The organism is Gammaproteobacteria bacterium (assembly GCA_041395445.1).
Lineage (GTDB): Bacteria > Pseudomonadota > Gammaproteobacteria > Xanthomonadales > Marinicellaceae > NORP309.
The window spans coordinates 254,152-276,244 of sequence record JAWLAO010000003.1 but is presented as its reverse complement, the minus strand read 5'-3'; the positions used below and the strand labels follow the sequence as shown (position 1 = coordinate 276,244).

Annotated in this window: 22 protein-coding genes and 1 pseudogene; 7 read left to right on the top strand and 16 right to left on the bottom strand. The window is 38.0% G+C overall.

The window, feature by feature from the left end; genetic code table 11:
* Window positions 1-100 precede the first annotated feature (100 nt).
* The 6 genes from R3F25_06970 to R3F25_06945 all read right to left on the bottom strand — a co-directional run bounded on the left by R3F25_06970 (window position 101) and on the right by R3F25_06945 (window position 5,777).
* Window positions 101-1,570, bottom strand: coding sequence for a helicase HerA-like domain-containing protein (locus R3F25_06970; protein ID MEZ5496555.1), 1,470 nt, complete (start codon window positions 1,568-1,570; stop codon window positions 101-103).
* The gene (locus tag R3F25_06965; protein ID MEZ5496554.1) at window positions 1,570-2,952 is read right to left on the bottom strand and encodes a leucyl aminopeptidase family protein; all 1,383 of its coding nucleotides are present in this window, start codon (window positions 2,950-2,952) and stop codon (window positions 1,570-1,572) included. The genes R3F25_06970 and R3F25_06965 overlap by 1 nt, the downstream gene beginning before the upstream one ends.
* 10 nt (window positions 2,953-2,962) lie before the next feature.
* Complete coding sequence (gmk, locus tag R3F25_06960; GenBank protein MEZ5496553.1) at window positions 2,963-3,586, bottom strand: guanylate kinase; 624 nt, start codon at window positions 3,584-3,586, stop codon at window positions 2,963-2,965.
* A 5-nt stretch (window positions 3,587-3,591) separates the two neighbouring features.
* Window positions 3,592-4,464 (bottom strand): YicC/YloC family endoribonuclease, encoded by an 873-nt coding sequence (locus R3F25_06955; protein ID MEZ5496552.1) that lies wholly within the window; start codon window positions 4,462-4,464, stop codon window positions 3,592-3,594.
* A 37-nt stretch (window positions 4,465-4,501) separates the two neighbouring features.
* On the bottom strand, window positions 4,502-5,065 hold the full coding sequence (locus R3F25_06950) for a 5'-methylthioadenosine nucleosidase (protein ID MEZ5496551.1): 564 nt from the start codon (window positions 5,063-5,065) through the stop codon (window positions 4,502-4,504).
* A 238-nt stretch (window positions 5,066-5,303) separates the two neighbouring features.
* Window positions 5,304-5,777 carry a hypothetical protein gene (locus R3F25_06945; GenBank protein ID MEZ5496550.1) on the bottom strand — a complete coding sequence of 158 codons (474 nt, stop codon included), beginning with the start codon at window positions 5,775-5,777 and terminating at the stop codon, window positions 5,304-5,306.
* A 418-nt stretch (window positions 5,778-6,195) separates the two neighbouring features.
* Here R3F25_06945 and R3F25_06940 point away from each other — a divergent pair, with 418 nt between their 5' ends.
* On the top strand, window positions 6,196-7,152 hold the full coding sequence (locus tag R3F25_06940) for a threo-3-hydroxy-L-aspartate ammonia-lyase (protein MEZ5496549.1): 957 nt from the start codon (window positions 6,196-6,198) through the stop codon (window positions 7,150-7,152).
* A 2-nt stretch (window positions 7,153-7,154) separates the two neighbouring features.
* A complete protein-coding gene (locus R3F25_06935; protein MEZ5496548.1) occupies window positions 7,155-7,526 on the top strand; it encodes a VanZ family protein in 372 nt (123 codons plus the stop codon).
* Between the two features lie 5 nt (window positions 7,527-7,531).
* Here the strand turns inward: R3F25_06935 and R3F25_06930 are convergent, their stop codons facing one another.
* Both R3F25_06930 and R3F25_06925 read right to left on the bottom strand, forming a co-directional pair.
* Window positions 7,532-8,695, bottom strand: coding sequence for a M56 family metallopeptidase (locus tag R3F25_06930; GenBank protein MEZ5496547.1), 1,164 nt, complete (start codon window positions 8,693-8,695; stop codon window positions 7,532-7,534).
* A 103-nt stretch (window positions 8,696-8,798) separates the two neighbouring features.
* Entirely contained in the window at window positions 8,799-9,164 is a 366-nt protein-coding gene (locus R3F25_06925) for a BlaI/MecI/CopY family transcriptional regulator (protein MEZ5496546.1), read from the bottom strand.
* 97 nt (window positions 9,165-9,261) lie between these two features.
* Here R3F25_06925 and R3F25_06920 point away from each other — a divergent pair, with 97 nt between their 5' ends.
* Window positions 9,262-10,203: a glycosyltransferase family 2 protein gene (locus R3F25_06920; protein ID MEZ5496545.1), complete on the top strand. Its 942-nt coding sequence runs from the start codon at window positions 9,262-9,264 to the stop codon at window positions 10,201-10,203.
* 100 nt (window positions 10,204-10,303) lie between these two features.
* Window positions 10,304-10,486, top strand: a pseudogene (locus R3F25_06915) (zinc ribbon domain-containing protein).
* A gap of 1 nt (window position 10,487) precedes the next feature.
* Here the strand turns inward: R3F25_06915 and R3F25_06910 are convergent.
* Window positions 10,488-11,558, bottom strand: a complete 1,071-nt coding sequence (locus tag R3F25_06910) for a hypothetical protein (GenBank protein MEZ5496544.1) — start codon at window positions 11,556-11,558, stop codon at window positions 10,488-10,490.
* Window positions 11,548-12,192 (bottom strand): ribosome biogenesis GTP-binding protein YihA/YsxC, encoded by a 645-nt coding sequence (gene yihA, locus R3F25_06905; GenBank protein ID MEZ5496543.1) that lies wholly within the window; start codon window positions 12,190-12,192, stop codon window positions 11,548-11,550. The genes R3F25_06910 and yihA overlap by 11 nt, the downstream gene beginning before the upstream one ends.
* Before the next feature lie 113 nt (window positions 12,193-12,305).
* Here yihA and R3F25_06900 point away from each other — a divergent pair, with 113 nt between their 5' ends.
* Complete coding sequence (locus R3F25_06900) at window positions 12,306-13,100, top strand: SDR family NAD(P)-dependent oxidoreductase (protein ID MEZ5496542.1); 795 nt, start codon at window positions 12,306-12,308, stop codon at window positions 13,098-13,100.
* A gap of 3 nt (window positions 13,101-13,103) precedes the next feature.
* On the opposite strand, the gene R3F25_06895 is transcribed toward R3F25_06900, so the two are convergent.
* The 6 genes from R3F25_06895 to R3F25_06870 form a co-directional block, all read right to left on the bottom strand.
* Window positions 13,104-13,532 (bottom strand): hypothetical protein, encoded by a 429-nt coding sequence (locus tag R3F25_06895; protein ID MEZ5496541.1) that lies wholly within the window; start codon window positions 13,530-13,532, stop codon window positions 13,104-13,106.
* Window positions 13,532-14,416: an ABC transporter permease gene (locus R3F25_06890; GenBank protein MEZ5496540.1), complete on the bottom strand. Its 885-nt coding sequence runs from the start codon at window positions 14,414-14,416 to the stop codon at window positions 13,532-13,534. The genes R3F25_06895 and R3F25_06890 overlap by 1 nt, the downstream gene beginning before the upstream one ends.
* Window positions 14,417-14,427: 11 nt before the next feature.
* Window positions 14,428-15,399 carry an ABC transporter permease gene (locus R3F25_06885; GenBank protein MEZ5496539.1) on the bottom strand — a complete coding sequence of 324 codons (972 nt, stop codon included), beginning with the start codon at window positions 15,397-15,399 and terminating at the stop codon, window positions 14,428-14,430.
* 12 nt (window positions 15,400-15,411) lie between these two features.
* Window positions 15,412-17,085 carry an ABC transporter substrate-binding protein gene (locus tag R3F25_06880; protein ID MEZ5496538.1) on the bottom strand — a complete coding sequence of 558 codons (1,674 nt, stop codon included), beginning with the start codon at window positions 17,083-17,085 and terminating at the stop codon, window positions 15,412-15,414.
* A gap of 263 nt (window positions 17,086-17,348) precedes the next feature.
* The gene (locus R3F25_06875) at window positions 17,349-18,467 is read right to left on the bottom strand and encodes a PilT/PilU family type 4a pilus ATPase (protein MEZ5496537.1); all 1,119 of its coding nucleotides are present in this window, start codon (window positions 18,465-18,467) and stop codon (window positions 17,349-17,351) included.
* Between the two features lie 11 nt (window positions 18,468-18,478).
* Window positions 18,479-18,925 (bottom strand): TerB family tellurite resistance protein, encoded by a 447-nt coding sequence (locus tag R3F25_06870; protein MEZ5496536.1) that lies wholly within the window; start codon window positions 18,923-18,925, stop codon window positions 18,479-18,481.
* A gap of 59 nt (window positions 18,926-18,984) precedes the next feature.
* On the opposite strand from R3F25_06870, the gene R3F25_06865 reads away from it, so the two are divergent.
* Both R3F25_06865 and R3F25_06860 read left to right on the top strand, forming a co-directional pair.
* Window positions 18,985-20,295, top strand: a complete 1,311-nt coding sequence (locus tag R3F25_06865; protein ID MEZ5496535.1) for a transglycosylase SLT domain-containing protein — start codon at window positions 18,985-18,987, stop codon at window positions 20,293-20,295.
* Window positions 20,292-22,067, top strand: a complete 1,776-nt coding sequence (locus tag R3F25_06860) for a glycosyltransferase family 39 protein (GenBank protein MEZ5496534.1) — start codon at window positions 20,292-20,294, stop codon at window positions 22,065-22,067. The genes R3F25_06865 and R3F25_06860 overlap by 4 nt, the downstream gene beginning before the upstream one ends.
* Window positions 22,068-22,093: the final 26 nt, after the last annotated feature.

Below are 22,093 nucleotides of genomic sequence, written 5' to 3'. Positions count from 1 at the left end.
CATATTTTTATAGTTATACTTAAGCGAATTTTACCATAGTTAACAACTTATTTTTGCAAAGCACCACTCATTTGTAACATTTGTTTACTATTGTAACACTCTACCTTTTCCCAAAAAAACTTTTCCACAAAGCATTAACGATTTTAGTGCCAAATCTTCTGACAACCGTTTTTCCGGCAGCTTCAATGAAAGTATCACCTCTGCGACCCCTGACCCGCTTTTGATCTGCTTTTTCTCTTTCAAGTGCTTCTTCGGCTTCTTTCTTCTGCTTTTCGATTTGTTCCTGGCGTTTTTGCAATTTCTCAAATGCAGAATCTTTATCCATATCATCGTCGTATTTATCTCCTATTGGAGATCGTGACATCACCGTTTTCCTTTCTTCATCATTTGCAGGTCCCATCCGACAACGAGGAGGAGAAATTTTAACCCAATCAACAACCGAAGGAGCTCCGTTTTCGTCCAAAGTTGAAACTAAAGCCTCACCAACTCCGAGCTGTGTAATTGCTTCTTCGGTATCAAACTTGGGGTTCGGTCTGAAGCTTTCGGCTGCTGCCCGAATCACTTTTTGGTCTTTGGGAGTATAGGATCGAAGGGCGTGTTGTACTTTATTTGCCAATTGTCCGAGAATTGTTTCAGGAACATCACCTGGGGATTGCGTGCAAAAATAGATTCCCACACCTTTAGAGCGAACCAATCTTGCAACTTGCTCAATTTTTTGCAATAACGCTTTTGGGGCATCATTAAAAATTAAATGGGCTTCATCAAAGAACAATATCAACTTCGGCAATGGTTGATCGCCAACTTCAGGCAAAGATTCAAACAATTCTGTCATCAGCCAAAGCATAAATGTGGCATACATTTGTGGATTCTGGATGAGATCTCTGGAGTCCATAATGCTGATGATGCCGTTTCCTGACAAATCTTGCTTCATCAAGTCGGATAATTCAATGGCAGGTTCGCCAAGGAGCATTTCCGCACCTTGTTGTTCCAACTTCAACAAGCGACGTTGAATCGCTCCAATGGATGAACTGGTAACACGTCCGTATTTGTTGGAAACGTCCTGATAATTATCGCCCATATAGGACAAAAGCTGTTGCAAATCCTTTAAATCGAGCAAAGCGAGCTTTTCATCTTGTGCCATTTTAAATCCGACATTAAGCACGCCTTCTTGAACATCCGATAATTCCAGAAAACGTCCCAATAACATCGGACCTAATTCCATAAGTGTAGTTCTGACAGGATGGCCATATTTTCGGTAAATATCCCAGAAAACGGTCGAAGAGCCTTCAAACTTATAATCTTTAACACCTAGTTTCTCGGCTCTGGCGATTAATTTCTCTTTTTCTTTTCCCGCTTGTGATAACCCCGAAACATCTCCTTTAACATCCGTAACAAACACTGGAACACCCAATCTTGAGAAGTTCTCGGCTAAAACCTGAACGGTTACCGTTTTCCCGGTACCGGTTGCTCCGGTAATAAGTCCGTGTCTGTTGGCAAAATGTCCTAAAATTTCTGCCGGGCGTTCACCTTTTCCAAAATGCAGTTTGACGGTTTCAAAATCACTTGCCATTACTCAACTCCATATCTTTTGCAAATCCAGTTAAACATTGCCATCATGCCCAATGCTTCTCCACCTTTGGGATGCCCAACACGACCATTTGACCAGCCAAATGTGTCAATATGAACCCAAGGAATATTTTCACCAACAAATTCTTGCAGGAACAAGGCTGCAGTAATACAACCACCCATTGGAACAGAACCTGAGTTGGTTAAGTCTGCAATATCGGGAGTAATCTGGCTCTTATAAGGTTGATAAAGTGGCATTGGCCATAGCGGATCAAAGACTTCGTTTGAGCAATTCATGATTTCTACATTGCAATCACTTTCATTACTAAAAACCGGCGGTAAATCCGCACCCAAAGCCACTCTGGCAGCTCCTGTCAATGTGGCAAAATCAACAATCAAGTTTGGGTTGAATTCACTGGCATAAGTCAAAGCATCCGATAAAATCATTCGGCCTTCGGCATCAGTATGTCCAATTTCAACGGTTAAACCTTTGCGTGTTTTAACAATATCCCCTTGACGATGAGCGTTGCCTGCAATGGCGTTTTCAACAGCCGAAATGACAACTTTAATTTTAAGCGGTAAATTTAAACGCATAATCAGTTGAGCCAAGCCCAAAACATGAGCCGCTCCACCCATGTCTTTTTTCATATTCCGCATACTTGAAGCCGGTTTGACATTGTTACCACCGGTATCAAAACAAACACCTTTACCAACTAGACAAACAAATGGATCGCCATCTTTACCCCAATCCATAGTCAAAACTCTGGGCTCTTTAAATGAAGCTCTGCCAATTAAATGCACCGCCGGAAAGTTTTGTTTGAGAAGGTCTTCTCCAACAATTTCAGAGAATTTTGCATTGTGTTGTTCGGCAATTTGTCTGGTGACCTCCGAAAGTTCTATTGGCCCCATGTCATCAGCAGGTGTATTTATTAAATCTCTGACCAGATAGGTCGATTGAACCGTTTCCAGTGCCTTTTGATATTTAGTAGCAAGCCCTTTGACAACTAATTGAGATTTAGGCTGATCCGAAGATTTATATTTGTCAAAAAAATAACAACCAAAACCCCAGCCAACAACACATGAGTGAATCAATTTTTCATCTTCAGATTGCAGAAAATAATCACCGGCAGGTAAATCACCCGGTAATTTGGCAAAGTCATGGAAGTCGTTATTTTCAGAAATTAAACAAACAACTTTTTTCAACTTTCCTTTTGAATCCAGTAAACACAGTGAACTGCCTACTACATTACCAAAATCATATAAAGCAATTATGTTTTTAGTGGCTTCATCCTGTTCATTCACCCAGTTTTGAAATTGATTTTTTTCAACGGCTACTATTGCAATTGGAGTGGTATTTGATTTTTCTACAATATTTAGAATTGTCATAATTTTTCTGTTATTTCAGTAATTTTTTAATGATGTTTTTATTGATGACGGCTTGTTTCGCTGTTTCCAGTCGGTGGGCTCGCACAATCGTTTTTAAACACTTTAAAGCATCTTCAAAATCATCATTGATGACCAAATAATCGGCTTCATGATAATGTGAGATTTCATTGATGGCTTTTTTCATTCTGGCATCAATCACTTCTTTGGAGTCTTGAGCTCTGTTCTCCAGACGTTCCTTTAATGCATCAATGCTTGGCGGCAAAATAAAAATGCTGATGGCATCAGGTCGGCGTTTTTTGATTTGCTCCGCACCTTGCCAGTCAATTTCCAAAACCACATCGTGACCTTCGTTCAGCATTTTGTCGACGGACTCTTGTGAAGTTCCGTAGAAATTCCCAAACACCTCGGCATATTCAAGAAAGTCTCCGGCTGTGATTTTTTGTTTGAATTTACTTTCGTCAATAAAGTGATAATGATAACCATCAATTTCACGAGGTCTCGGAGCTCGGGTTGTTGAGGAAATTGATAACTTCAAATGATTTGTATCCCGAACCAAAGCATTCACCAAACTGGTTTTTCCGGTTCCTGATGGTGCTGAGACGATAAATAATGTTCCTGTCAGATTTCCGCTCATGATATTTACTCGATATTTTGGATTTGTTCCCGCATTTGTTCTATAGCAACCTTCATGTCAATGCTGGATTGAGAAGTCAGAACAGTTGCCGACTTTGAACCAATAGTATTAGCCTCTCTGTGCAGTTCCTGAATGAGAAAATCCAAACGTCTGCCAACAGGTTCATCCAAATCGATCACTCTTTGGATTTCCTGAATGTGAGTGTTCAAACGATCTGTTTCTTCAATAATGTCCGATTTTTGCAACAATAACGCCAATTCCTGCTCAAATCTCTCTTCATTGCAATCAATCTTCATTTCATCGAGTTTGGCCAATAAGCGTTCTTTCAGGCTTTGCTGAATTTCAGGAATGTGTTTTTCCACAATATTTCTGGTTTCGATAATAGTATCCAGCTTTTCAAGCAATACGGCTTTCAGTGATTCGCCTTCCCTGACTCTGGCTTCTATTAATGATTTAACAACATCCTCAATCAACTCAATCGCAGATTGTTCCATTTTTGCTGTGTTCTTTGGAGTTTGAATAATGATTTGAGGCCATTTCAACAAATCCATGGTGTTGAAATCGGTATTGATATTGATGACTTTATTTTGAATTTCGCTACTGCATTCCAGCAATTGCTTCAGTAATGGCATATTGATACTCAAATCTTCAATATCCGCATCCGGATTGGGATAATATTTGATGAAAATCTCAACTTTCCCCCGGTTGAGATATTTTCCAACCAGTTTTCTTATCTCACCTTCGGCTTTTCGCAAAAAATCCGGCTGCCTGAGAGCAATGTCCAGAAATCTTTGATTGACAGAGCGAATCTCGCAAGTAAATCTGCCAAATTCGGTCTGAACATCTCCGCTGGCAAAAGCGGTCATTGATTTAAGCATGTCTTATCTGACGTTTTTAAAGTCGCTTATTATAACCTTATTTCAACAAAGTTGATATTCCAAATTTTTCTTCAATTAAATCGGCAAACAAATGAGCTCCATTGGCAACCGACTCCATCCAGTCTTCGCCGGCAGATTCATTGGCATTATCACTAATAAACTTATATGCCTCAAATTTCACACCATGATGCTCACAAACTTTATTCAAAGCATAGCCTTCCATATCCACTAAATCAATATCCACACCCAAGCCTTCCAATTGCTTCTCCGCATTGGTGATAAAACTGTCACCGGTTCCAAGGACAATGCCTGTCTTTTCGGGAAGTTTTTCATCGGATAACGGTGTGATTCCACGAGGAAAGTCCAAACCACGAACATCCATATCCACCTGCACAAAATGAGCGACTTTGTGCAAACCAACCAAATCAGCAATCCCGCCGGCAGTACCATAATTGATAACCAAATCCGGTTGATATTTAACAATCGCTTCATACAATTTGATACTGGCATTCACCTTACCAACGCCGGTATAAACCACTGGAGCAAACTTTTCCAAACCCTCAGCCTCATGAGGAAGTGCAATAACGATGATGTATTTCATTGAAACAGTTTTTGTGAAAATTTTTGCAGTATAGCTTTTTTTGGAGTTTTGTATAGGGGTTTAGAATGTTTTCAAGTTGTTATTCACCTGCAATCAATTTGTATAACGCCGCAATTCACCACCTGCGTGAAATTACCTTGTTAGGCATTATTCTAATACCACTAAAATGGCCATAAATAGTCGAAAAATATGCGAATGAACTTACCTAGGGGAGGAAACACAAGAAGCAATATTGATATCAATTGAAGCCAATTGATAACATAAAACGAAGTCGTTTTGCATTCTCTTCATATCGAACATCTATCCTTTCGAATTTATCAAGACGACGCCTAAAATAATGGTATCTTTCGTAGTCGTTTACTTCTTCAGAAAGCTTCATTTTATTTAAAATATCTACTATGTATTGATCTGAGTCGTCATGCATTTTTATACTTTTTGGACACGCTATTTCAAACACAATGCGCGAGAGTAGAAAGAAGCCCAGCCCGAGATACATGGTCATCAAAGTTCTTCTATTATTTTCAACCCATGTTGACAGCGTATCCGTATCAATAGCTTTCTCTATAAACTCAATTGTCCCAACAACATTGTCTAGAAAATCAATCGCAAAAGGTAAAAAAGGAACTAGGAAAACCATCTTTCCGAGAGGGCTTCTCGCTATTGACTTAAGTATTTTCCACTCGAATGTAAGTTTTTCTACGAGTTCATTCATAATTACTCCATTTTTTGATGCCTAATTTGGAGCTAACCTACTAGTCTTTTCATGGTCAGGATTGGCCATGGAAAGGCTTGTTTGGGCTTTGTACCTTGATAGGTGGACAGTCGTTTTGATACTTGATGTCAAATTTCGCTCCGCATTGGTTTAGTCCTTTTAAGTTTGTTGCATTCAATTAAACGAGTCAAATGAACCTAGGTTTCCAAATGTGTTTATAGAACATACTCCTCAATCTTCTTTCAAAAGGGGAGCTTTATGAGTTTTAAATTAATTTACGAAATATTTGGGAGATGCTGAAAATAAATTCAGCATGACGATACCTTTTTTCTAGATCAATAGTTGTTTAGTTCAATGAAATATTTGTAGATTTCAACAATTCTGGTATAAGTATTCACTTATCAATTTTTTCCAGATTATGAATTCAGATTTTTTTAAGAAAATTCAGCAAGCCGCCAGTCGTTTAGAAAATTTGGCTCATAAAACACCTGTGTTGACTTCATCAACACTTAACAAAATGTTGGGTGCTGAGGTGTTTTTTAAATGTGAGAATTTTCAGAGAGTTGGGGCTTTTAAATTTCGCGGGGCTTACAATTGTATTTCTCAGCTTACTTATGAAGAAAAATCTCGTGGTGTGATTGCCTTTTCATCCGGAAATCATGCCCAAGGAGTTGCTCTCGTTGGTAAAATGTTGGGAATAAAAACCACAATAGTAATGCCGAATAATGCCCCTAAGTCAAAACAGGAAGCGACCAAAGACTATGGTGCTGATGTGATTTTATACAACCCGGAAACTGAAGTTCGTGAAAAAATTGCCAATGAAATTCAAAACAAGCATGGTTACACTTTGATTCCTCCGTTCAACCATGAAAATATTATCGCCGGGCAGGGAACTGCTGCTTTGGAGCTGATGCAGGATGTTCCTGAAATAGACACTCTTCTCGCACCTTGTGGTGGTGGCGGATTGTTGAGTGGTTCTGCGATTGCTGCCAAGGGAGTTAACCCGAGTTGTCAGGTGATTGGCGTAGAACCTGAAGTAGCCAATGATGCTTATCAATCGTTTTATACCGGCAAACTGGTCAGTAAACCCAATCCTCCGACCGTCGCAGATGGAACACGAACGAGTTCACTGGGCGATATGACTTTTGGTTTGATAAAAAAATATGTGGACGCTTTTGTTACGGTTTCCGAACAGGAAATTATTGAAGCTGTTCGATTTCACTTGATGCGAATGAAGATAGTAGTTGAACCATCAGGAGCTTTGGGGTTGGCAGCATTACTAGCGAACAAAATTAAAAACAAAGGTAGAGTTGGAGTGATTATCAGTGGTGGAAATATTGATGCAACCACTCTGTGTGAGATATTGGCTCAGTAATTATGCAAATTTCTAGAAAATATTTAGTCCTGATCGGCTGGTTATTGGTAGTGACAATCATTACTCTATCTCTCATTCGAATTGATGCTGCCATGCCGAAAATCGAAAATAGCGATAAAATCGGTCATTTTTTAGCTTATTCCAGCCTGATGGCTTGGTTCACATGGCTATACACCAAAGCTTGGGTGAGAAATTTATATGCATTAGCTTTTATCATTATGGGCGGTTTACTGGAATTACTTCAATCCATGACCAGTTTCCGTTCGGCAGATATTGCTGATTTTCAGGCAAACACAATCGGAGTGATTATTGGTTTTGTTTTTGCAGTATTAACCAGCAATATTGGCTTTATTAAAAAGACTTTTAGTCTTTAACACTATTAGTTTTTTTTAATTTGATTAAAAACAGGTAAAACAATTAACTCCATGTTTTTATTGCCGTCACCTATTACTATTTTAGATTCTGTACCATTTGTAGTCATTAATGATGGAGTTTGGATTGAATTTCCGTCTTCGCTTATAATTGTAACTTTAGTATCTAAAAATATCTGATTCTCCATCAATTTTGATGGTTTTATCGATATTTCCAAACCAGCCTTGTCAGATCTTAATACTGTAAACTCTCCAAATTTTGCTATCACTCTTGATTCAATCCTTTTGGTCGAAATTGTATTGTCCGTGTTTTTAGTTTCGAGAGAAAATTTTAGTATTAAATCAACTTGGTTATCTGCTAAGGCAAAAGGTTCCTCTTCCAGCTTTTTTGCAGAAGTTGAGTTGATACTCAATAGGAGGGTTAGAATAATCGCAGGTATTATTAATGTTGATGATAGGGTTATTTTATTTACTTTATTCATTTTAAATTCCTCTGATAGTTGTTTGACTCGAAAAACATTGAATTTTGATTTTCCAAAAAAGCTATTAACCAATAGATTGTCGTGATTTTTGTGCATTAAGACTTGTGCTAAATCCTGCTGATATTGACCTTTTGCAGTTTTGTCTTTGCAGGCGGAATCGCAACTCAGCTCTATATATTCTCTACTTCTTTTTGCCAATAACAGAACAAGCGGATTCCACCACATAAGCCTTTGAATAAAAGTAATGAGAATTAGCCAAAGCGAATCTTTATGCAAAACATGTTGGGTTTCATGCAAAATAATACTTTCAAATTCTTTGAGTTTTGTATATTTTTCTCCTACGAAGATTTTTGGTTTAAAAAACCCGACAGTAAATATTTCATCAGAATCCGGAATTAAAAATACTCGAATTGACTCAGTCGCGTACAGATACTTAGAACGTAACTCAACCTTTCTGGTTTTTTGTTTATATCGAATGATATCGACTAAAAAAAGGATAAGACCGCTTAATAGAAGTAAATAAAATACATTCTTAAAAGATATTAAGTTCGTTTCTAAGCTCGGTATATTGGTCGCTTGCTTCAGGTTTTGGCTGAATTCGGAAACTATTTTGACTGTTAAGAGACTATTCTCGGCAAATACTTCATCTAAAACACCGTACGGAATAAGCCAACTGACCAATGCCAACATTATGAGTCTGAATCGCACCCTGTATGGCGTAGATCTGAGTAAATATAAGTAAAAAAGAGTCGCAATGCTCAGAAATAAATTTACCGAAAAATATGAAAACAACTTATTTCCCCTTTTTGTTAATAATTGTTTTTAAATACTCAATATCTTCTTTTGACAATTGATCCTCTTCCAATAAATGATTGATGAGCAATCGTGGGTTACCGGAAAATACTTTATCAATAAACTTCTTGATTAATGGCTTTTGCAACTCCTCTTGCTTAACAGCAGGAGAATAGACTATCGTTCTGCCAAAATTCTTAACTCGCTTTAAGGCTAACTTTTGTTCAAGACGATCAATAATTGTTTTGACCGTTGAATAGGTTACTTTTTTATTTTTTGAAATCTTGCGATGGATTTCCGGTGCAGTGGATGATTTATCTTTCCAAAATAAAGTCATCACTTCCAATTCAAACTCTGATAATTTCACATCTCTACATTTGTAGTTTTAACATCGACAATTGTAGAGATTGACTTTATATAAGTCAATAACGAAAAGTATTTATTCAAAGAAATATTCAGCTATAATGACGAACATGACTGATTTACAAATAATAGTACCGGTTTTTAATGAGCAGGAAGTGGTGGACTTGTTTTATGAAAAGATGAAACAGGTTTTGCAAACTTGTGATGCTGATTGGACCATTTTATTTGTTGATGATGGTTCAACCGATGGAACAGTTAAACATATTGAATTTCTTCAACATAAAGATAAAAGAGTCGGATATCTGACTCTTTCACGTAACTTTGGCAAGGAATACGCATTGACTGCGGGGTTGGATTATGCCGATGCCGAAGTTGTGGTGGTAATTGATGTGGATTTACAAGATCCTCCCGAACTCATCCCTGAAATGCTGGATTTATGGCATGAAGGCTATGATGTGGTTTATGCCACTCGCAATGAACGCGAAGGTGAAACCTACATGAAAAAGGCAACGGCTTCATGGTTTTACCGTATTATCAACTCGATGAGTAAAATTTCAATTCCCAAGGATACCGGCGATTATCGGTTAATAGATATGAAAGCGGTTAGAGCTTTGCGCAAACTCAGAGAAAGTAATCGTTTTATGAAGGGTTTATTTGCTTGGGTAGGTTATAAGCAAAAGGCGATTTATTTTGATCGTAAAAAGCGTGTTGCCGGCTCAACCAAATGGAATTTTCGCAAATTGTTTTCTTTTGCGGTGGATGGAATCACTTCTTTTTCATACATGCCGTTGAGATTTGCCACCTGGATTGGTGTATTGGTGGCTTTGTTTGCATTTCTGTACGGTTGTTTTATCATTGCTAAAACACTTATATTCGGTAACGATTTACCCGGTTATCCTTCATTGATGGTGGTAATTCTGTTTTTGGGCGGAATTCAGCTCATGGCATTAGGTGTTATCGGAGAGTATTTAGGGCGTTTATTTGAAGAGAATAAACGACGACCTCTTTATCTGATTGATAAATTTGAACCGCCGGAAAAATAGTTGTTGAAAAAAAGTGGTGAATATGTCAAAAATATACAAAAACAGTCAAAGTTGCGGAATGCCACTGAAAAAAGACCCGTAAGATGGTTCACACAATGCGGATGGCTCTAAAAACACCATGTATTGCAGCTATTGTTTTAAAAATGGTGAGTTTAAACAACCGGATTTTACTGTCGATCAAATGCAGCAACTTTCAAAAGAAAAAATGATCGAAATGGGGTTTCCAAAATTTTTGGCCGGGTTGTTTAGCAAAAGCGTTAGAAAACTCGAACGCTGGAAATAAATCAACTTACCAAAATTAACTTTAGACTCGATACACCTTGAGCAGTTAAAGGGTAGTAATATTCCAGTCCGCCACTTTTGTCGGCGAGCTTGTAGAACAGCAACCCCAAATGTTGGTGCTCGTGTTTTTCAATATTGCAGATTTCACGATTAAAAACTGTCTTTATCACTTCGTGATAATAATCTCCTGTAAGTTTATATTTGTCCAGCGTTGCAAAGCAAATATGGCTCTCTTTTGAAACATCAGAGTTTGGTAAAAATTGACGCACATCCAAACCATGTTCGGTTAGCGTCGAGACGTATTGCCTTTGGATTTGTGTATAAATCAGATAGGATTTTTCTTCATTTTCACCATTATGCTTTTGCTTGAGAGATTGCCAATAGTGGAACGTGTAAAAAGGTGTGAATACAATTTTTTTGGAAAGATAAAACTCGTTCCCCTGAGGTAATATTACTTTTTTCTCAGGAGCTGAATTAAAAAGAGACTCTTCCAGAATTTCCCACAGCCCGTCAAATCCCATCATCTGATAATGATTGTGCATCATCGCAGCCAAATCCAGCACAGTCATAAAGTTGGCATGTCGTATTTTGACACCCAAAGTGGATTGCAATTGTAAAAATAATTCCCTTGAAACCATGCCCTTATGCATCAGCTCATTTTCAAAAACACTTTGCGTTTGTTCGTTTTCTGTCAATACAACAAAAGGTATCAACAGCAATGGCGAACCTGAATTGGAACCTTTGGTTTGCAACCCCTCCGGCAAGCCTTGGGCATTCGCACCAATAATCAATTGGTTGCGTTTATTGTTTTCTCCTTTTAATGCGGCATTCAGGTACTGACGGATTTGAGAGTGTATTGGGAAACCGGGTTGTAAAATTTCATTACTTTGGTACAAACCGCCTGCAATTGCATAGGAACTACTCTTTAGATTTGGTAAGATTGTTTGCAATTCTTTACTAATTTGTTCGTTGAGCCGTTTAGTTTCAGATTGCAACAACTCTCTTTTTGGATTGTTTTCAGGTCCTGAGAAGAACTCTATCGACAATAAACCCTGTAACAGTTTATTCGCCATCTTGCTCCTCATTTTGTTGCTCTACATGAACAACACCCGGGTCGTTAAACCAAGAATAAAGCGTTTGTGATAATTGCTCAATACCTTCTTTTTTTAAACCGGAAAAAATTTGCACAGTGGAAGTTCTAGAAATATTGATTAATTCTTTTTTAACTTGCAACAAAATAGCTTTTTGTTTGCCGGATTTAAACTTATCCGCTTTATTCAGCAGAACATGCGAAAACAAACCGGACTGATCCGCCCAATATAAAAACTGTTTATCAAAATCCTTTAAAGGATGACGAATATCCATGACTACAACAACACCAATCAGACTTTTTCTTTTCTGCAAATATTGCTCAATTTCCCTGTCCCAATGCTGTTTAATCTTAACAGGCACTTTTGCATATCCGTAACCGGGCAAATCGACTAAGCGACGATTATCACCCAAATCAAAACAGTTCAGTAACTGTGTCCTTCCCGGAGTTTTACTAATCTTCGCCATTTTTTTATTGCCGGTTAATGCATTGATAGTGGTTGATTTTCCGGCGTTGGATCGCCCAGCAACAGCAATTTCCAAACCGATATCATCCGGTAGTTGTGAAACGATGTGAGCCGATTTTAAAAATGTGCAATTGGCAAAAATATTTTTCATGGATGGATTTTAACCTGATTAACTGATTGTTTACAGATAATCTTTAGCAATCATGCTGTTAATTATGGTCACTTCATTCGATTTTATAACTTTATTCCTTTACAATCCTTTCTATGAGAAATGTATTAATAACAGGAGCCGCCAGTGGTTTGGGCAAAGCGATGGCTCAACTCTTTGTCGAAAAAAACTATAATGTTTTGGTGGTGGATATTCAAGATGAGTCAGGGCGTGCTTTTGTCGAAGAAATAAAACAACAAGGCTATCAGGCTGAATACTACCATTGCAATATCGGAAGCATTGAAGATATTGAGAGTTTGTATAAAGAGGTTCAGGACAATCATCAAAAAATAGATGTGTTGATTAATAATGCCGGTGTTGCCAGTGCCGGAACATTGCCTCAAACGACTTACGAAGAGTGGCAACGGCTTATTTCTTTGGATTTAATGAGTGTTATATACATCACAAAAGCCTTTTTACCACTCATCAAACAAAACCAACAGGCTCACATTGTCAATATTGCATCATTTGCCGGAATTGCTTTGATGCCGGGAATGATGTCATACAATGTTGCCAAGTCCGGAGTGATTGCGTTTTCGGAAACACTGCATGGAGAGTTAAATCAGTATGGAATTGGCGTGAGTGTTGCTTGCCCTGCTTTTTTCCCGACAAACCTGGTTGAAAGCATGGACTCTGCTTCTGATAAAACCAAAAGTTTTGTTGAGAAGCAAATGAAAAACTCCTGTGTCAGTGCGGAAGATGTGGCAAAAGATATATATGTAGGAATTCAGAAAAAGCAATTCATGATTATCAGTCACAAAGACTCAAGAATACAATATTTCATCAAACGACTTTTCCCGAATGTTTTCATGCGAAAGAAAATAAAAATATTCAACAAAATCAACCAATAAGTTTTATCGATACTGATTAACTGAGCCGGGAACCAGATAAAGTGCTGATCTTTTAACAGCAAATTCCTTACCGGTATCATAATCAACCTCACAATCCAGCAAATAACGAATTTGTTCCTGGCCGGGCTCAAAGACATTCAGTTTCACTTTCTTGAATGTAATGATTTCAGTAGAAAAAGATTCAAACTGTAATTTTGGTTTTGAATCTATTGAAATTTCCTTATTGTCATTAACTATAATCTGACAGGCAATTTCTTCCAGTTTTCTTGGGCGGTACGAGCGGTATTCGAATCGCAGTTGAACTTCTTTCTTGGCAATATCTATAAAATTGATTTTAACATCCGGTGGTGCTTTTTGTCTGCGAAAATGATTATTTGGCTCTCCACAGGAAACCAACATTAACGATACAATAATTAAACTAAATAGTTTCATCAGCTTACCTTTTTGGGGTCTAAAGCATCCTGCATGGAATCTGAAAACATATTGAATGCAATCACTAAAACAAACATAAACATCGAAGACGCAATAAAATTATTAAAATACCCTGCTTGAATATCCAGAGTTGATTCTGAAATCATCAAACCCCAGCTCACACCATCCTTAACACCCATACCCAAGAAACTCAGTATCACTTCCGACTTAATCGCTGCAACAAAAGCAATGGTTGCCTGAACAAGCAAGATATGAGAGGTGTTTGGTGTAATGTGTTTAAAAATGATTCTTGATTCCACAACACCAATTGAACGTGCGGCTTCTACAAACTCTTGTCCTTTGAGTTTGATAACCTCACCTCGAATCACTCTCGCTGTCCCTGTCCAGAAGGTTGAAATCATAGCTATATGCATAGCAAAAGGATTTTCTTTCAAGGCATAGGCAACAGCTGCCACAAATAAATAAAAAGGAATCGAGTCCAACACTCCCATCAGCCATAAAATCACCGAGTCAACCCACGTTCCACTATAATACCCTGAAAGCGAACCTAAAACTGAACCTAACAATGTAGAAAATATGGCAACAACCAAGCCGACTTCAAACGCTACTTTAGTGCTAAAAATCACCCGTGCGAATATATCTTGTCCGATCTGATTGGTTCCAAACCAATGTTGCATGGATGGTCCTTCGCTCAAAGCATCGCTGGTATCACTCCAGTTTCCACCAACAAAACCAAACCACACAGCCAAAGCAATGATAAAATAAACCAGAACTATCAATGCTCCGAGTTTACCCATTCCATCGTTTTTAAATTTATACCATGCTTTATCCCAGACCGAATGACCTTTCTCCATGGTTGATATTTCGATAGATTTCGTATTCATAACCAACTCCTCTATTTCAACTCAACTCTTGGATCAAAAACACGGTATAAAATATCTGTCAACAACAGGACAATAACAAACAATACAGCGGTAAGACCGACTATGGCTTTCAAAATATTTTGGTCGCCGGCAAGAATGGCATCATAAGTGACCTTCCCAACCCCGGGAATCCCAAAATAACTTTCAATCAACAAACTTCCGCTAACTACCACCAGCGGAATCGAAAACATCACTCGGGTAATTATCGGAACCATAGCGTTTTTCAATACACCTTTAAACAATAAAGTTTTAGTTCCATGACCAAATGCTTTTGCAGTTCGGACATGATCTTTGGTCATTTCTTCAACCAAAACAGCTCGATAAAATCGCGTGTTGTAACCCAACGCAACAAATACGGTTGCCAACGTCGGAACAGTGACATATTTGAGATATTCGAGCCAAATGATTCCGCCATCGGCATCATAAATTTCCCAGCCCCGAACCGGAAACCATCCTAATCCATAAGACGATGAAAAAATCAGTTGAAAAACAATGATTACGATTAAAAACGAAATGCTCATGCCAATTACCGAGCCGGTCATAATCAATTTATCAACCCACGAGCTCCGATGATACGCCGCAATCAAGGCTAATATCACGGCAATCACATTCCCCAAGATAAATCCGGGAATGATTAAATGAAGTGAAACCGGCATAGTTTCTTTGAGAATATCTGAAACCTTTAAGTCACGAATATCCGCATAACCAAAATCCAGTGTTACCAGTTGCTTTAAATAAGTTCCGTAACGGGTTAAAAACGGTTGATCATAGCCAAGCTGATGTCTGATTTCGGCAATTTCTTCCGGTGTCGGGTTTTTCCCGAGCTTTTCATAAGTTAAATCCGGACCGAAATACACCATCAGCAAGAATGCAATAAACGTAACGCCAAGGATTAAGGGGATGCCACCCAAAAGTTTTCTTATCGCAAATTTTAATACATCCATTCCAAATAACCCTTAATTTTTAACATCAACATACTTGGCAAAGAAACCGCCTAAAATCTCACGGTCAGGAAACATTATTGTGTCTTTATGCCATAGATAGATTCGGTTGCGAGCCAAACCGGAAACGGCAACACAATCATCAACTATTATTTGGTTTAGCTCATTATAAAGTTTAGTTCTCTCCGGTGAAGGCTGCATTATTTTTGCTTCTTCAAATTTCTTATCAAATTCAGGATTCATGTAGTTGAAATTGTTTGATCCGGGCGCATGATTTGGCCCATAGAATAATTGCAATGTGTTTTCCGCATCGGGATAATCCAACCCCCATGCCAAAGAAAAATAAGGTGTCTTGCCATTTTTCAAAGCTTTATTAAAAGCACCAAAGCTGGGATAAGGTTTAAATTTAATTTTGTTAACCGGATATCCGATTTTTTTTAAGAATCCACGAAACTGTTCATAAAACATTCTGTACAGAGTTCCACCGGTAGAATGATACTCCAAAACAGGCAAAGACTCGGGAGTCCATCCAGCATCAGCTAATAGTTTTTTGGCTCCCTCAATATCCAAAGTAATCGATTCTTTGTCAAAGTCAGGGTCAAACTCCATTACTGACGGGGTGATAGCACCGGGGAAAACTGTTCCCAGATTGAAATAAAACGCTCGATTTCTTTGATCCCAGTTAAAACTTTTTCGAATTGCACATCGCAGAGCTTTATTTTTCTCATCCTGAACCGGGTCACCAGTCACACCAAATTTGGGATTCGACATATCGAATCCTGAATACACGAATCCTGACTCTACCATAAATGTATGATGATATTTTTCCACTATTTCCGGGTAAAGTGTCAAAGGCTTTTTGCTTTGAATAACAGTACTGGCTTTTTCTTTAGGAACTGTTGTGTATTGAATTTCATCTCCTTTGGTGAATGAGTTCCAGCGCGAAGACGTTTCCATAACAAAGTGTATTTCCATCACATCTATGTAAGGAGGAGAGAGACCATCCAGAACTTTGACCCCGGTAAAACCGTGTTTGTCTTCATCATAGCCTTCATAAGCTAAATCTAAGGGTTCATTCCTGAATTTTGGATTTGCAAATAACACGGCTTTTTCTTGATTGAATGAATCCAAAATAAACGGCCCTGAACCAACCGGTTTTGAACCAAACTCAACTCCGTAATGTTCGACAGCCTCCCTTGGGACAACAGCAGTAAAACCCATTGCCAAGGTGTAAATAAGTTGCGGATACGGTTCTATTAGCCTGATTTGAATTGTGTGACTATCAATGGCTTGTAAGCCCTCTATTTCCTGAGAGTAATCCGAACCATTCTTTTTCCAGTCATCCAACCCAACGATTCGACCGGAAAAAAGCCATGCGCCTTGTGATTGAAACTGTTTATCAAAGTGTCTCTGTATCGAATATATAACATCCTGTGCAACTAACTCTCTTCCCACACCATTTTCAAAAGACACATCATCATGAAAAAACACACCTTTCTTAATGTTTATAGTGTAGGTTAGACCATCTTCACTCACTTCCGGCATTGAAGTGGCAAGATTGGGTTTTAATTCATAAGGTCTGGCAAGGTATTTATAGGAATATAATGTATCAAAAATATTGAGAACAACAAAATTGGAATAGATAACTGCTGCACGAACAGGATCAAGCGTGGTCGGTGTTCCATCCATAGAATGCCGATATACTTTTTTTCCGGGATACTTGCTATCTTTTTTTTTGACGGGTTCGTTATGCGATACTTCTATTGAGTCGGATTGTGTGCAAGAAGTCCCTGACAGCAGAAACAAAAACACTATAACTATATTTAAAATTTTGGGCATCAACAAACCATATATGCAATATTTTGAACATTATACATATCTAATGGACTAATGTCTAAAATACTATGGCCTTAATTTAACACCAAAACTACGATAAGTTGATGCCTTCAAATTTAAAAAAAGCTGTCACCACTACTTTGTATTTCTCCACCTAAAGCCGGATCATCTTCACCGCCCTGACTGAGACTGATTTTAACCTCCAGACCTTGTGAGGAGTCAGCATTCTGCAAAGCCTCTTGTAAAGTGATTACATCGTTTTTATAAAGATCATAGAGACAGGAATCAAATGTTTGCATGCCATCATCCAAAGAGTTTTCCATCGCCTCTTTTAGTTTATTCACCTCTCCGCGACGAATCATTTCTCGAATCATTGGCGTATTAATTAAAATTTCAACTGCCGGCAATCGGTAGCCTTGTTTATCTTTAACCAAACGCTGAGCAACAATGGCTTTAATATTCAGTGCCAAATTTAACAAAATGTTTTTGTGGGAATCTGTAGGGAAAAAGTTTAACACCCTTTCAATGGCTTGGTCGGAGTTGTTGGCATGGATTGTTGCCAGGCACAAATGACCGGTTTCTGCAAACGAAATAGCCGCTTCCATTGTGTCCATATCTCGAATCTCTCCAATCAAAATCACATCCGGAGCTTCACGCAAAGCATTTTTCAAAGCCGGCGCATAGCCATGAGTATCGGAACCAATTTCACGTTGATTAACAATTGATTTCTTATGCTTGTGCATGAACTCAATCGGGTCTTCCACGGTTAAAATATGACCGGTCATGTTTTCATTTCGGTGATTAATCATGGATGCCATAGTGGTTGATTTACCGGAGCCGGTTCCTCCGGCGACCAGAATCAAACCCCTTTTCTCAAGAATTAACTCATTCAATAATTCCGGGATTTTCAACTCTTTAGCCGTCGGGATTTCCGTTTTAATGGTACGAATCACCATTCCGACTTCATTGCGTTGTTTAAAAACATTGACACGAAAACGTCCGACACTGGGAAGCGAAATCGCTAAATTCATTTCCAAAGTTTTTTCAAACTCAGGAACCTGACCTTCGCTCATAATCGAATATGCAATCTTTTTAACCAGGCCATTTGGCAACGGAGTGCTACCCAAGGGTTGCAACTCACCCTCAACTTTAATATTGATAGGCGCTCCGGTACTTAAAAACATATCGGAGCCATTTTTCTCTTTCATTATTTTAAGGAAATGAGTTAAATCCATAAATCCACCTGTTAGCTTGCTTTACACAATTGTTTTAATTGGATTTGGTTGAACCCCAAAAGACCGGCAACTTCACTCAACAGATTCATTTCGAGATCATGAAGTTCGTCATCAATATTCGCCATAATCCAAAGGTTTTTGATAAACGTTTTCTTTTCTGATCGGTTCAGAAAATTATTGATTACCGAGGTATGCAATTGCAATGAAATGGTATAGTCACTGTGAGTTTCAGCATTTTCAATCAACTTCTCCGTTTGCGACTCTGTCAAATCCATGCTAGCGGTAAGCACATCATGCATGATCTGTCTCTCCTTTTGAAGTTCAATAAAGTCTGCTCGAATCATTTCAATCATTAAAGCCGAAATCGCCAATTGTAATTGTTCTGACTCTTGGCTTGTCAATTCCTTTGAGATAAACGATAATCTCATTAACTTTTTTATTGAAGCCAAAATACTCATAATTAACACCCCTCTTGCGATTATAATACACAATGCTTCGCAAACTGTAAAAACAAACAATGAAAAAAACTATAGTTACATTTTTATCAGTCCTTTTATTTGTTGGGTGTCAAAGTACGCCTACAAGAAACAACCCCGATCTCAAAGAAAGCAGCGTGATTTCTGAACAAGGAAGTACAGAACCAAGTGTTTTAAATTTACTGGATTCATTAGACTCTTGTTATTTAAGCAACCCTTGTAAAGAGGAGTTGCAAGAAAAGCTGGATGCTTGGTTGCTGAACAAGGATATTGTGACCTCACAAAAGGAAACCGAAACCGAACATTTGTCAAAAATTGTCACTGTTTCTCCAAATACGACAAACGATCTGGTTCTTTCCAGTGACTATATGAATAATGAACTGGTGAAAGGTGCCCTCAATGAGTGGCTGACGTGGAAGCGCCCACAGCTGATTAATACTTGGCACTATTATCAGTTTTTTAGAGATAAAATCCTTCCTGAATTTAATAAGTTTGATATTCAGGAGGCTTTAGTTTTAGGAATTATGTCACAGGAAAGTGGCGGTCGTGTCCACTCCAATTCCAGAGCCGGAGCTGCCGGGTTGTTTCAACTGATGCCTGCTACCGCTAAAAGGCTTGGAGCAACAGGCAACTACGGCGCTTATGATGCTCGATATAATCCTTATGTATCTGCGGAAGCAGCGGCAAAATACATCAACGAACAACTAGCACTTTATGATGGTGATGTCGCAAAAATGCTGGCAGCATATAATTCCGGGGAAAACCGCTTTGCGAGAATGAACAAAAGCCATGCAAACAAATCTATCTGGGATAAAAACTTTTTTTACGAGCTTCCCCATGAAACTCGATATTACATTCCAACGGTTATTGCTGCCATGTTGATTTTTCAAAGTCCTGAGAAATTTAATGTCTCCCTGCATACTATTAATACTCAAGTTACAAGTGTTATCGCTGACAACGATACCTCTCTCAGTGAACTTGCCGCTTGCTTTGGCCAAGAACAGCGTGAAGAAGGATGGTTCAGAGTTTTACGCAACCTGAATTTTGGAATTAAAGCTGATAAAACCATTAAATCAGGCACGGAAATCATTATTCCGGAAAGCCTCTTGCCTGTTTACCAAACAAACTGCCAGAACTCGGAATTTATGAAAATGGCAAAGTCATTTCATGACTCTGATTTCAAAAATAATATGGTATTGATTAGTTACCGAGTCAAACAAGGCGACTCCCTGAATAAAATTGCCAGAAAATTTCGATGCACCAGCAAAACTGAAATTGCCAGAATCAATAAATTGAAAGCTCCGAATTACCTGATCAGAGCCGGGAAATATCTGAAAATTCCACAGTGTTGATTTCCCGAAATTATTTAGTTTCATCAATCGTCTTAATTGCGGTTTTAGCACTGCAACTTTGGTTAGTTATTAACCTGCAACTCTTCGGTGATGAGTCCTTTTATTGGCTGGAAAGCCGATTTCCTTCTCTTTCCTACAGCGAAATACCTGGATGGAATGTCTGGATGATTGCATTAAGCACTAAAATATTCGGGAACACTTACTTTGGTGTTCGAACTTTTGCTTTTCTGGGTTATTTCAGTATTTTTTTTGCAATAACTTTAATTCAACGCCAACTTTTTAAAGAAACCAAATTCGTTACCAGTTGGTTATTGATATTGTCAGTGCCATTATTAACAGTAGTCGCTCTGCTTGCATTGCCTGATATCTGGATGCTGGTTTTTGTTATTTGGATCATTTATCTGACAATTAGTCAAAACAAATGGACATGGGTTTTATTGGGTGTATTACTGGCTCTTGCAGTAAATATTCATGTCAGAATTTGGATTTGGATATTCTTTGCCGGGATTGTTTACCTCTATCATTTTCGTGGTGATAAGAGTGCTATAAAGCCATTGTTGCTGATTTCATTTCCAATCATGTTAATCGGTTTTATACCAATTTTAGCATTCAATATGGAAAATGAATTTCCATTATTTGTTTTTCAATTTTCTAATCGCCATCCGTGGTCATTTCAGGCTGAAAATTTATATTTAATTATTTCTCAAGTTATAGTAGTTTCTCCTGTAGTTTTGTATCTTTGGGTTAAAACACTAAGAGCAAACACGAAAACCTTTTCCAATCAAACTATTATCAATTGGGTTTTATCGACAGCCCTCATTCATTGGTTTTTTTATATTTTCACAGGTCTTTTTGCCGATAATATCAGGACCTCATTTCATTGGTTATTGATTTCCTATATCCCGGTTCTCGTTATGAGTATCGGATTGGTCCAAAATCAGCGGATTGTTCGATGGTCGATATACAGTGGTTTAGCTTTTTCAATTTTGTTTTTAATTATGTTAATACTCTTCAAGCAACCATTTTCATATTGGCAGTCACGATTTTTTGATAATTCAACCGGCTGGAAACAACTCGCAGATGAGGTTTCTCAATTACAAAAAAAATACAATACTAAAAACCTCATCACTGACTATTTTATGACAGGAGCTGAATTGGCTTTTGAATTAAATGACAGCAACAATCTAAATGTCCTCCCACATGAAAAAAATATCAAACATGGAAGACAAAAGCAGCTTGAAATCATGGGTTTGTTATTGAATGAGCCGAAAAAATTCAAAAAACATGCATTATTGGTCATTGAAGACTCGGCAATAAAACTCTCTTTGAAAGGTGGTTATTATGCTGGATTATGTGACAGTTTCAACCAACTCCACTACATAAAAGGTATCAACAATAAACAAAGCGGAAAACTGTTCCACGTGTTTGAGGTGAATAATGGAGCTGACACCTGCGAACTGCCACCACTAATTTATGCTCATCATGAAGCTGCTGAAAATAACCATCTGAAAATAAAGGGCTGGGTGTTTTTTCATAGATTCGGAGTAAAAAAATTGTATCTGCATACTAAAAAAGATATGTTGATTTCGAAATATAAACAACCAATCACGACAATTGACATGTTATATTTTCAACTCCAAGACCCCGATTCTCCGTTTCACGGTTTTGAAATAACTGTTGATAAATCTGAAATAAGAAACAACCAGTATCAAATAAAAGTGATTGGAAACGATGAACGAGAATATTTTTCAGCAAAATATTATTTGGACTGAAAGATTATTGGTTGATTCGGGTCTAT

What these genes read in the sequence shown, in the direction of transcription:
- R3F25_06970 (MEZ5496555.1), bottom strand. Translation starts at nt 1,570, where the DNA reads ATGGCAAGTGATTTTGAAACCGTCAAACTGCATTTTGGAAAAGGTGAA.
- R3F25_06965 (MEZ5496554.1), bottom strand. Translation starts at nt 2,952, where the DNA reads ATGACAATTCTAAATATTGTAGAAAAATCAAATACCACTCCAATTGCA.
- gmk (MEZ5496553.1), bottom strand. Translation starts at nt 3,586, where the DNA reads ATGAGCGGAAATCTGACAGGAACATTATTTATCGTCTCAGCACCATCA.
- R3F25_06955 (MEZ5496552.1), bottom strand. Translation starts at nt 4,464, where the DNA reads ATGCTTAAATCAATGACCGCTTTTGCCAGCGGAGATGTTCAGACCGAA.
- R3F25_06950 (MEZ5496551.1), bottom strand. Translation starts at nt 5,065, where the DNA reads ATGAAATACATCATCGTTATTGCACTTCCTCATGAGGCTGAGGGTTTG.
- R3F25_06945 (MEZ5496550.1), bottom strand. Translation starts at nt 5,777, where the DNA reads ATGAATGAACTCGTAGAAAAACTTACATTCGAGTGGAAAATACTTAAG.
- R3F25_06940 (MEZ5496549.1), top strand. Translation starts at nt 6,196, where the DNA reads ATGAATTCAGATTTTTTTAAGAAAATTCAGCAAGCCGCCAGTCGTTTA.
- R3F25_06935 (MEZ5496548.1), top strand. Translation starts at nt 7,155, where the DNA reads ATGCAAATTTCTAGAAAATATTTAGTCCTGATCGGCTGGTTATTGGTA.
- R3F25_06930 (MEZ5496547.1), bottom strand. Translation starts at nt 8,695, where the DNA reads ATGTTGGCATTGGTCAGTTGGCTTATTCCGTACGGTGTTTTAGATGAA.
- R3F25_06920 (MEZ5496545.1), top strand. Translation starts at nt 9,262, where the DNA reads ATGACGAACATGACTGATTTACAAATAATAGTACCGGTTTTTAATGAG.
- R3F25_06910 (MEZ5496544.1), bottom strand. Translation starts at nt 11,558, where the DNA reads ATGGCGAATAAACTGTTACAGGGTTTATTGTCGATAGAGTTCTTCTCA.
- yihA (MEZ5496543.1), bottom strand. Translation starts at nt 12,192, where the DNA reads ATGAAAAATATTTTTGCCAATTGCACATTTTTAAAATCGGCTCACATC.
- R3F25_06900 (MEZ5496542.1), top strand. Translation starts at nt 12,306, where the DNA reads ATGAGAAATGTATTAATAACAGGAGCCGCCAGTGGTTTGGGCAAAGCG.
- R3F25_06895 (MEZ5496541.1), bottom strand. Translation starts at nt 13,532, where the DNA reads ATGAAACTATTTAGTTTAATTATTGTATCGTTAATGTTGGTTTCCTGT.
- R3F25_06890 (MEZ5496540.1), bottom strand. Translation starts at nt 14,416, where the DNA reads ATGAATACGAAATCTATCGAAATATCAACCATGGAGAAAGGTCATTCG.
- R3F25_06885 (MEZ5496539.1), bottom strand. Translation starts at nt 15,399, where the DNA reads ATGGATGTATTAAAATTTGCGATAAGAAAACTTTTGGGTGGCATCCCC.
- R3F25_06880 (MEZ5496538.1), bottom strand. Translation starts at nt 17,085, where the DNA reads ATGGATGGAACACCGACCACGCTTGATCCTGTTCGTGCAGCAGTTATC.
- R3F25_06875 (MEZ5496537.1), bottom strand. Translation starts at nt 18,467, where the DNA reads ATGGATTTAACTCATTTCCTTAAAATAATGAAAGAGAAAAATGGCTCC.
- R3F25_06870 (MEZ5496536.1), bottom strand. Translation starts at nt 18,925, where the DNA reads ATGAGTATTTTGGCTTCAATAAAAAAGTTAATGAGATTATCGTTTATC.
- R3F25_06865 (MEZ5496535.1), top strand. Translation starts at nt 18,985, where the DNA reads ATGAAAAAAACTATAGTTACATTTTTATCAGTCCTTTTATTTGTTGGG.